Below are 9,346 nucleotides of genomic sequence, written 5' to 3'. Positions count from 1 at the left end.
TCATCAGCACCTAATTTTAGATATTTTACCTGTCTACTTGACAAGGGGCATATCACTTATCTGTTCAAGGGATGGATGCTTTTAGTGATATTGGGGAGTAAAAGTGATTTCCATAATGTGGCTATTAAAATTGAATAAAATTGTTAAATATGAATTATTCTTTACATCCCAAAATGTATGCTTAGTATAAGTGAAAATATAAAAAATGTAAAGAAAAAGAGTGTTTGTAATAAATTGAATTATTAGTTATGTTTTATTATTAGGTATAATATTACACCAAATAAATCATAATTAACTATTGACATTAGACATAAAAGTGATATACTAAATTCAAACATTCAAGAAAACGAATGTAGAATGAAACAAAAGAAAATAGTGATTATTATACACTATAGAAAGGGGTGAAAAAATGAACCAGTTCAAATTAACTTTTCAGTTGGAAAAACCATTTTTGCCAAACAGTTTGGAACGACTTATGATTAGTTTTTTTAAAGAGGCAACATTAAATTATTCAGAAGAATTTCATATGAGCCTTTACGACAAGAGCAAATCTATCATGAAAGGTTATACATTTTCGTATTATCTTCCAAATGCAAAGTTTCAAAAAGAACAGATTTCACTGGGGATGCCTTATTTTGAGGTATTCTTTAGTGACGCTGATCTTGCGGAAAGCATACAGTTGCTCAATTCTTTCAAGACTATGTATGGAAAAAGTTATCCGATGAACTGTAATTATATGAAACTTGTGTCTATCACTGCACAAAAGCGAAAGGAGATAAAGGATTCCGAGATTGTTGTAAAAATGTTGAGTTCCCTTATTGTAAGGAGACATAATTCAGATGACAATTCCGATATTTATTACACTTATAAGGATGATGAATTTGGAGAAGTTTTGAGAGAAAATATTGATTTCATGCTGAAAAAACTTGATGTACCGATTTCAACAGATGGATTTTCGATTGTTCCCATAAAAGGAAAGAAGGTGGTTCAGAGTGTGTTTGAACATATGATAGATGCCAATATAGGAATTTATAAATTGACGGGTACACCTGAACTTTTGAACTTTTTGTATATGGCAGGATTGGGATGCAGAAGGTCAGAAGGGCATGGAAAATTTGAAATCGTTATGTAGAGGGGAGTGAAATATTTGGAGCCAATCAGGATTACAAAAGGTGATTTCCTGAAAAATGCAGGTATTGTAGGGATGTATAATATGCTTCATGTTTTAAATGCCAGAGAAGGAGAGGAAGGTGATTTTTGGCTGGATGAAGAAGAACAGGTACTTTGCATAAGTAGTGAGTTTGCATTAAATGCAGACTGGACAGATATGTATTTTAAGGCATTTGTAAAAATTTATGGTCCAATGTGTACATATCAGGAAATTATAAATAGGATTGAAAAATGTAAAGGAGTTATAGAAAAAGGAGATGGTATAGAAAAAAACAGCAGTATAAAAGATGACTTGAAATATATTACAGATAAGATGTTGTCTAATAGCTATAAAAGTGGTTTTGCAAACATTCGTGACAGAATTAAAAATCCAGAAGTATATGAGAATCTTAAAAGTAAAAAAATAAATGTGAAAATGGAGCCTGATGAGATACTGAAAAGATTGTCAGAACTTGAAGATTTTTTGGAACAGCCATTGTGCAGGGAAACTTTTTGTATGAAAAGTATAATCTACAACTACATAAATCGTTTTTGGAATGGCAAGAGTTTTTTGCTTAGGGCAAATGCAGCAAAAGATATGCGTGAGATGTTTGAAAAAGATTTTTCAAAACCTTTAAAAGATTATCTGCAAAAATCGCATGAAAAAGCTAAGGAATATTGTATTGAATGTAATACTCTGATAGACAGTAAAGAAAAGATTTCAATTGCCTTTATGAATGATATGGCAGATGACCTTTCAAGAAAGCGTTCAGCATTTTGGAACTGCAAAGTTGATGCATATATATGTCCTTTATGTGCCTATCTGTATGCACTTGTTCCTTTGGGCTTCCGGCTGGTTGGAAATAAGTTTGTTTTTCAAAATATAGATTATAATATTAAGGCATTGACTGCTGTTAATAAAACGGGAAAAGTTGTACTACAAGAGAGTGCAAAGCATAGTGAAGAAAAATATACTACATGGGTTGCAAGGACTTTAAATACAATATTTGAATTAAAGATTAAAGAGCTTAACAATATACCTGTGATACTAAGAGGAACAAATGCAGAAGACACTTATATTTTTAATATATTATATAAAGATATTCTAAATGTTCTTAAAGATGATAAGATAATGGAATATTTAGAAAAATTATCAGAACATCCAAATGTGAAGATAAAAAATGACTTTTTAAATGTGTATGAGAGCTCGATTGAAAATCTGATAAATTATAATAATCAGTACAGGCTTATAAACAGGCTTATTAAGGCAAGTATTGAAACAGAGAGTATTTTGAGCAGAGCAGTGCTTGTATTTAAGATTCAAATTACAACATTTATTATTATGCAAGGGGAAGGAGATAATACAGAAATGAATGTATGGTCTATGAGAAATAGCGGATATGAATTGAGAAAAGCAATTTTAGCCGCAAAAGGAGAAAAGTCTGATGAATGTATGAGAGGAACAATATACAGACTGACAAATGCACTTTCGGTAGGTAATACAGAGAGATTTATGGACATGATTATTAGGTTATATACATCTATGTCTAATAAGAAAGCAAATGGAGCAAAAGAAAATAAGGAACTTATTATTCCAAATGGTTTTGTTGATATGTTACAGGACAGAGAGAAATTCAATCAATATGGATATGCGTTTATTTTAGGATTAAAAGGAAGTCATTATGTAAGTAAGGAGGAAAATGAAAATGGATAATAAAGGCTTAACAATTACTATGATTTTTTTAGCAGAAAGTGCTAATTATGGAGAGGGTATCGGAAATATAACTACACTTAAAAAAATGACAAGAGGAAATTATGAACAGTATTCATATATTTCAAGGCAGGCTATGAGATACAGTCTTGTAAGGCAGTTAAAGTGGGATAATACGCCTGTTGACGGAAAAAGTGGTGTTGTGCAATTTGCGCCGTCAGCGACAATTAAAGATTATCCTGAAATCGATCTTTTTGGATATATGAAAACAACATCTAAGGAAGATGGAAAAAGTGAAAAAGGCGGAGCGGCAACTAGGAGTGCGGTAGTAAGACTTAGCAATGCGATTGCTCTTGAGCCGTATCAGAGTGACCTTGAATTTCTTACAAATATGGGAATGGCTAAGAGGGCTGGCTTAGAAAATGCAATAGCACAGAGTGAGATTCAGCGTTCATATTATACATATACGGTATCGATAGATTTAGATTGTGTTGGAGTGGATGGAGAGATATCTGTTCCGCAGGAGGAAAAGAGTAACAGGGTTAAAACATTATTAGACGGAATTGAATATCTCTATCGTGATATTAAAGGAAGACGAGAAAATATGAGTCCTCTCTTTATAATAGGAGGATGCTATGAGAGAAAAAATCCTTTCTTTGAAAATCAGATTAAATTTGACAATAATAAGTTAGGCGTAAAAAGGTTGGCAGAGATAGTAGATCAGAGTGAAGATATCAAGGCTAATACTGTTGTAGGATTGGCAGCAGATACATTTGAAAATGATACGGAGATTCGTGAAAAATTAAATGCTGATACAATAGGAAAAGCATTTGAGCAGTTGAAAAAGGAAGTTGATAAATATTATGGAGAAAGCAATTAGTAAAGCAATCAGACTACAGTGTTATCAGACGCTTGCAAATTATCGTAAACCGAGCAGCTTTATTATTAAAGAAACATATCCTTTGCCACCGTATTCTACAGTATCCGGAATGATTCATGCCATATGCGGATTTACGGAACTGCATAAAATGAAAATAAGTATTCAGGGATGTAATCAGGGAACGGTTTCAGAACTTTATACAAGATATTCTTTTAATGCAGGCAGTAAATATGAAGCGGGAAGACATCAGATATGTGTGAAAGACAGCGATAAAGAGTATGGTGTTTTTAAAGGAATTGCAAATGTGGAACTTGTCTGCGAAAACAGAATGGTTATACATATTGCACCGGAAAAGGATGAAGATTTTGATATAATTTATAAGTCACTTTTAGCACCGAAAAAATATCCTGCATTAGGAAGATATGAAGATTTGCTGGATATTGAAAGTGTTGATATTGTCAATATTCATCAGGAAGAAGAAGCAGAGCCTAAGATGGATATTTATATACCGGTTGGCCATTTTAAGGATGATAAAATTAGATCATCTGCAATCTACACACTTACAAAGGAATATGAAGTTATTAAAGGTGTGAGAAGATGGAAAAAAGATGGTGGAAAAGTAAAGGCATATTATTTTCCAAAGGGAGAAACAGTTCTTAATGCATATGTAGATGATTATGAAGGCAGCGAGACAGTTGTCGCATTTGCTTAGGCAAAATATAATAGACACATTTTGGAATGAAAATTTTACAGGAGGGATGGAAATGAATTTTTACGCAAAATCAAAAAAGCACATATTAAAATCAGATGAAAAAGAGAAAACTAAGAAAGAATATTCAGATTTAATAGATGAAATGGGCGATATACTTTCAAAAGCTGAGATTGTGGCATTGGAAAATGAGAAGAACAGTATCATTAACGATGTTTACGAAGAACAAAAAACACTTAGGGAACACTTAGATGAAACTATTAAATGTGCGGAAAAATTTTTTGAACAGTATGGAAAATATTTTACTGAAAAGGAAAAAAATCTTATTTATACTGCGTGCAGGTATCATGATGTTGGAAAGGCAAATCTGGTTTTTCAGGCAAATATATCTGATGATGACGATAAAAAGTATAAGGATATAAAACAAGTACCGCATGGTTTTCTTAGTGCACTTACTTTATCATTGGATGAATTACAAACAAAATTTGATGACATAACAAATGATGATTTTAGATGTCTTGTAACGGCAGTTTATTATCATCATACAAGATATGATGAATTTAAAGATGCTGAAATAAGAGAATTTTCAAATAAATATTTTAAAGACTGTTTTAATGAGTTTAGTGAAATAGGTGATTGGAAAACTAAAATTGGAAATCGTTGTGAACTTCTTTTTCGTAATTCAAATTTAGAGCCGAATTGTATGGTAAATGAAGATTTATGGCATGAATATATGCTTATAAAGGGTATGCTAAATAAATTTGACTGGACAGTGAGCAGTGGAAAAATTGAATCAGAGCAAAAGATTGATTTTGAAAAAAGGGAACTTATAAATAATATTAACAAAAAATATGGAAAAAATCTGAGAGCGGTTCAGCAGTATATGAAAGAAAAAGCAGACAACAATGTTGTCATAATCGCACCTACAGGTTCTGGAAAAACAGAAGCTGCATTATATTGGCTTAACGGAGAAAAAGGATTTTATACATTGCCGCTTAAAGTGTCCTCAAATGCAATATATAAAAGAATACGGGAAGAATATAACTTTAAAGATGTTGCACTGCTTCACTCTGAGAGTTTGCAAAAGTATATAGAGGAATCTGCTGATGAACAGGGAAAAGGTGATGAGGAAAAGTCTGCAAAAGAGAAGTTTGAAAAGACAAAAATGTTTAGTGCCCCGTTGACGATATCTACAGTAGATCAATTATTTTTATTTGTATATAAGGCATTGGGGACAGAAATAATGGCAGCGACATTGAAATATTCAAAAGTTATAATAGATGAAATACAGTCATATGAACCAAGAATTGTTGCGGCACTTATATATGGTTTAAAAACGATTTCACAGATGGGAGGAAAATTTGCTATTATGACAGCAACACTTCCACCGGTACTGCTTGATTTTATGAAAAAATATGGATTGATAAAAAATGAGACATATTGTTTTGGAGATTTTTCGGCAGAAAATGTGATGCAGAGACATATGATAAAATTATATAAACAGGAATTTGATTTGGAAGAAATCGCAGAGGAAGCAAAAACTAAAAAAGTCCTTGTTATATGCAACACTGTAAGAAAAGCACAAGAAACATATCGCTTGCTGGAAGAATATACAGACAATGTATATTCATTACACGCAAGATATATTAAAAAACACAGAAAAATGCTTGAAAAAAACATAATGCAGTTTTCGGAAAACAGAGAAAGTGCAGGGATATGGGTAACAACACAGATCGTAGAGGCAAGTCTTGACATAGACTTTGATATACTTTATACGGAAATGTGCACCGCAGACAGTTTGTTACAGCGTATGGGACGCTGCAACAGAAAAGGAAGATATATTCCATCAAAACCTAATATAAAAATTTATAAGACAGAAAATGCAAATAGACAAGTAAAAAACAGAACTGAAAACACGGGAATATATTATCGGGATTTATTTGAGCGTTCTTGGGAATGTCTGGGTGTTTATGAGAACCAGATATTTACTGAAGAACAGAAAATAAATTATATCAACGAAGTTTACGATACAGAAAAAATAGTAAATACTGAATATTATAAAGAAATAGAAGCATATCTTGAATATTTTGAGGGACTAAGTGTGAATGAACTAAGTAAAAGGGAAGTTCAGGAAAAATTCAGAATGATAAAGAGTGTGTCTGTGATGCCTGATAAAATTTACAATGAAAATGAGGATTTTATAGAAAAGTATCAGAGTGAAATATGCGACAGACATTTGGGTAAAGAAGCCAAAGGAATATTAAAAACAAAACTGGACGAATTGACTTTAAGTGTGACTTTATATAATAAATATTCAGAGGAAGGTATAGAAGGTGTTATCAAAAAAACAGATATTCATCATACAGATTTTGTGTACGATTTTGATGAGGAGACTGGAAAAGGTATCGGGTTATCGAAAACGGAGAGAGAAGGAAACATACTTTAACGCTGTCAAGGAAGTTCCACACTTCTATTGCGTAGAACAATAAGTGGTGGCTTGGAATTTGCCTGTATCAGGGGGGACAAGCCACTTTTGATATATTGTAATTGCAATATACAGTAGTGTTATCAGCAAGCAGCAGAGCGGATTGAGAATATCTGTTCACCTATCTGACAAAATAAAAGGGAGTGATATAAATGATAGATATATATACAGAGAAGAAAAATTCTAAGGACTGGATAATACAAAACGACCTTTATTTTAACTTAAACACTAGTAATGAGGAGATGACAGAAAGAGATATAAATCTTATAAAGCAGGCGGATGATGCTGTATTAACACCAGACAAGCATATTCAGACAAAGTATGGTTTGGGAACAATCCGAAATTTATCATCAGGCTGCAAAACCTTGTTAAATATTATAAAACATCCGGATAAGGTTGTGTGTGTAGAGGAATGTGGTCCTAATGTACTAAAAATAATATTTGAGATGGACAATATTAAGATATATATGTCAAGACCAAGTTTTGTTGATGTTTCGGATAATATAAAAATAAGGTTTAATGGTGACGAGATTGTGACAGGAAGTGCCGGGTATAGTGCATGGTGGAGTAAGGAATATGAGAGGAGGGAAAAAGATGATTTATAAAAGTATTTCATTTAAAGCAGCTCCATTTTCATATGAATTATTTTTTGATGACAGAATAACACTGGTTGGCGGAGACAGTGGAACAGGGAAAACAGTATTATATGAAATACTTGAAGACCTTAAGTTGACAGAGGAATATAATGCAATAAAACTGTTTAATTACAAATCAGATAGTATGAAAGAAAATCTGAAAAAATGCAGGGACTGTTTTATTGTTATTGATAATGCAGACATTCTGATTGACGATGATATAAGACGATTTATTAATTTTGAGTTTTCTAATCAGTATATGCTTTTTTCAAGAAATTGTGATGGCTTGAATGTATCAGATAAAAGTTTTAAAATATTGCAGCTTGATAACAATAAAATAACACTTCAAGAGGAGTTATAGTGTGTGCAGAAATGGGGAATAAAATGAAATATTTATGGACAGAAGATACAGGTGCAGGATTACATTTTTGGCAGTTGGTAAATGAACTTTTCTTTGATGGCGAATTAGAGATAGAAAGCAAGGGGAGTAATCAGGGGATATTAGATGCAGTATCACATATAGATACTAATGATAATAATATGTATTACATTGCATTTGACTATGTGGTTGATAATCAGGATATTCGGAATAAATATAGATTACTCAGAACATATGCAGCTAAATCAGACAACCACATTGTAATACTTGATATGATTTGCTTTGAATATCTGATTTTAGCTTTTGATAAACTTGTGGAATGGACAGGGACAGGTAAAAAAGATAAGGTAAAGATGCGTATGGAGATACTGAGAACAATAGAAAATCATCATATTAATTTAGCGAAAATACAAGACGAGAAAACTTTAAAATACTTAGCAGGATTTAAGAGGTTTTCTACGGAAAGAGTAATGAAATCATTAGCCGGGGAATTAACAGAAAATGAAAGATGGTCGATAAAAGGGAAAGAAATGGGTGAATGTTGGTATGAGGATTGTTGCATTTCAGAACATAAAGACAGTATCAGATGTGGACAACCAAATGTTAAGTCAGGAAATATGAAAATGCGTATGTTAATACAATCTGCGGAAGTGCAAAAGGTATTAAGAGAAATAGTAGTTTAGAAATAATTGTTGTACTAGTGGGATGTAAAGATTATATTTATACCAATTTAGAATCAGCACTTCTTGATTTAATAGAAACATAGTGGGATGTAAAGAAATTAGCACCTATTCTTGAAACTCTAGGTACACTGATTTAATAGAAACATAGTGGGATGTAAAGCTAACAACTGAATTAGCTTCTTCTAAACCTAAAACCGATTTAATAGAAACATAGTGGGATGTAAAGTATAATTGTTTTTGCGTTCGGGCATTTGCTCTGAGATTTAATAGAAACATAGTGGGATGTAAAGCTGCATATCCGCTGGATTTTTAATATATCTGCTTTTGATTTAATAGAAACATAGTGGGATGTAAAGTCAATACACTGAATTTCAGTAAGACATGGTGTCAGCAGATTTAATAGAAACATAGTGGGATGTAAAGTCTAACTCACCCAAGACCCTTTGTTATTTCGCTCCAGATTTAATAGAAACATAGTGGGATGTAAAGTTTTTAATTGTAAATCCGTGATACTTTGCTGTTTCGATTTAATAGAAACATAGTGGGATGTAAAGGATACAGAATGTAAATCACCTTTTAAAGGTATAGTGATTTAATAGAAACATAGTGGGATGTAAAGATGAAAGAGTACATTCTTGTGGAGGAAAAGGAGTGATAGATTTAATGAATAATGCTTTAAATCCCCCATTTGAAATGGGGGACCAGGCAAAGCCGA

8 protein-coding genes and 1 CRISPR repeat array are annotated in these 9,346 nt (G+C 32.3%); all 8 genes read left to right on the top strand.

The genetic code is table 11. The features are described from left to right. Positions 1-409 precede the first annotated feature (409 nt). The 8 genes from cas6 (at position 410) to KQI69_RS01075 (ending at position 8,631) form a co-directional block, all read left to right on the top strand. Positions 410-1,132, top strand: coding sequence for a CRISPR-associated endoribonuclease Cas6 (cas6, locus tag KQI69_RS01110; RefSeq protein WP_216563439.1), 723 nt, complete (start codon positions 410-412; stop codon positions 1,130-1,132). Positions 1,133-1,147: 15 nt separating this feature from the next. Next, complete coding sequence (locus tag KQI69_RS01105; RefSeq protein WP_253288939.1) at positions 1,148-2,863, top strand: Cas8a1 family CRISPR/Cas system-associated protein; 1,716 nt, start codon at positions 1,148-1,150, stop codon at positions 2,861-2,863. Then, positions 2,856-3,740 (top strand): type I-B CRISPR-associated protein Cas7/Cst2/DevR, encoded by an 885-nt coding sequence (cas7i, locus tag KQI69_RS01100; protein WP_216563438.1) that lies wholly within the window; start codon positions 2,856-2,858, stop codon positions 3,738-3,740. The genes KQI69_RS01105 and cas7i overlap by 8 nt, the downstream gene beginning before the upstream one ends. Further along, positions 3,724-4,452, top strand: a complete 729-nt coding sequence (cas5, locus tag KQI69_RS01095; protein WP_253288938.1) for a CRISPR-associated protein Cas5 — start codon at positions 3,724-3,726, stop codon at positions 4,450-4,452. Before cas7i ends, cas5 begins: the two co-directional genes overlap by 17 nt. Before the next feature lie 52 nt (positions 4,453-4,504). Next, positions 4,505-6,895, top strand: a complete 2,391-nt coding sequence (gene cas3 / locus KQI69_RS01090; RefSeq protein ID WP_216563437.1) for a CRISPR-associated helicase Cas3' — start codon at positions 4,505-4,507, stop codon at positions 6,893-6,895. A gap of 191 nt (positions 6,896-7,086) precedes the next feature. After that, entirely contained in the window at positions 7,087-7,539 is a 453-nt protein-coding gene (locus KQI69_RS01085) for a DUF4869 domain-containing protein (RefSeq protein ID WP_216563436.1), read from the top strand. Then, positions 7,529-7,930 carry an ATPase gene (locus tag KQI69_RS01080; RefSeq protein ID WP_216563435.1) on the top strand — a complete coding sequence of 134 codons (402 nt, stop codon included), beginning with the start codon at positions 7,529-7,531 and terminating at the stop codon, positions 7,928-7,930. Before KQI69_RS01085 ends, KQI69_RS01080 begins: the two co-directional genes overlap by 11 nt. Then, a complete protein-coding gene (locus KQI69_RS01075) occupies positions 7,930-8,631 on the top strand; it encodes a hypothetical protein (protein WP_371818692.1) in 702 nt (233 codons plus the stop codon). The genes KQI69_RS01080 and KQI69_RS01075 overlap by 1 nt, the downstream gene beginning before the upstream one ends. Next, positions 8,632-9,250: direct repeats of the CRISPR family, unit length 30 nt; unit sequence GATTTAATAGAAACATAGTGGGATGTAAAG. Between the last annotated feature and the right edge of the window lie 96 nt (positions 9,251-9,346).

The sequence above is a fragment of the Eubacterium sp. MSJ-13 genome, from assembly GCF_018918235.1.
Classification (GTDB): domain Bacteria; phylum Bacillota; class Clostridia; order Lachnospirales; family Lachnospiraceae; genus Butyribacter.
The sequence above is the reverse complement of the archived record's forward strand: the minus strand, read 5'-3'. Positions and strand labels throughout refer to the sequence as shown.

Excerpts from the sequence above, each read along its gene's own strand:
- cas6 (WP_216563439.1), top strand. The coding sequence starts at position 410 with ATGAACCAGTTCAAATTAACTTTTCAGTTGGAAAAACCATTTTTGCCA.
- cas7i (WP_216563438.1), top strand. The coding sequence starts at position 2,856 with ATGGATAATAAAGGCTTAACAATTACTATGATTTTTTTAGCAGAAAGT.
- cas5 (WP_253288938.1), top strand. The coding sequence starts at position 3,724 with ATGGAGAAAGCAATTAGTAAAGCAATCAGACTACAGTGTTATCAGACG.
- cas3 (WP_216563437.1), top strand. The coding sequence starts at position 4,505 with ATGAATTTTTACGCAAAATCAAAAAAGCACATATTAAAATCAGATGAA.
- KQI69_RS01085 (WP_216563436.1), top strand. The coding sequence starts at position 7,087 with ATGATAGATATATATACAGAGAAGAAAAATTCTAAGGACTGGATAATA.
- KQI69_RS01080 (WP_216563435.1), top strand. The coding sequence starts at position 7,529 with ATGATTTATAAAAGTATTTCATTTAAAGCAGCTCCATTTTCATATGAA.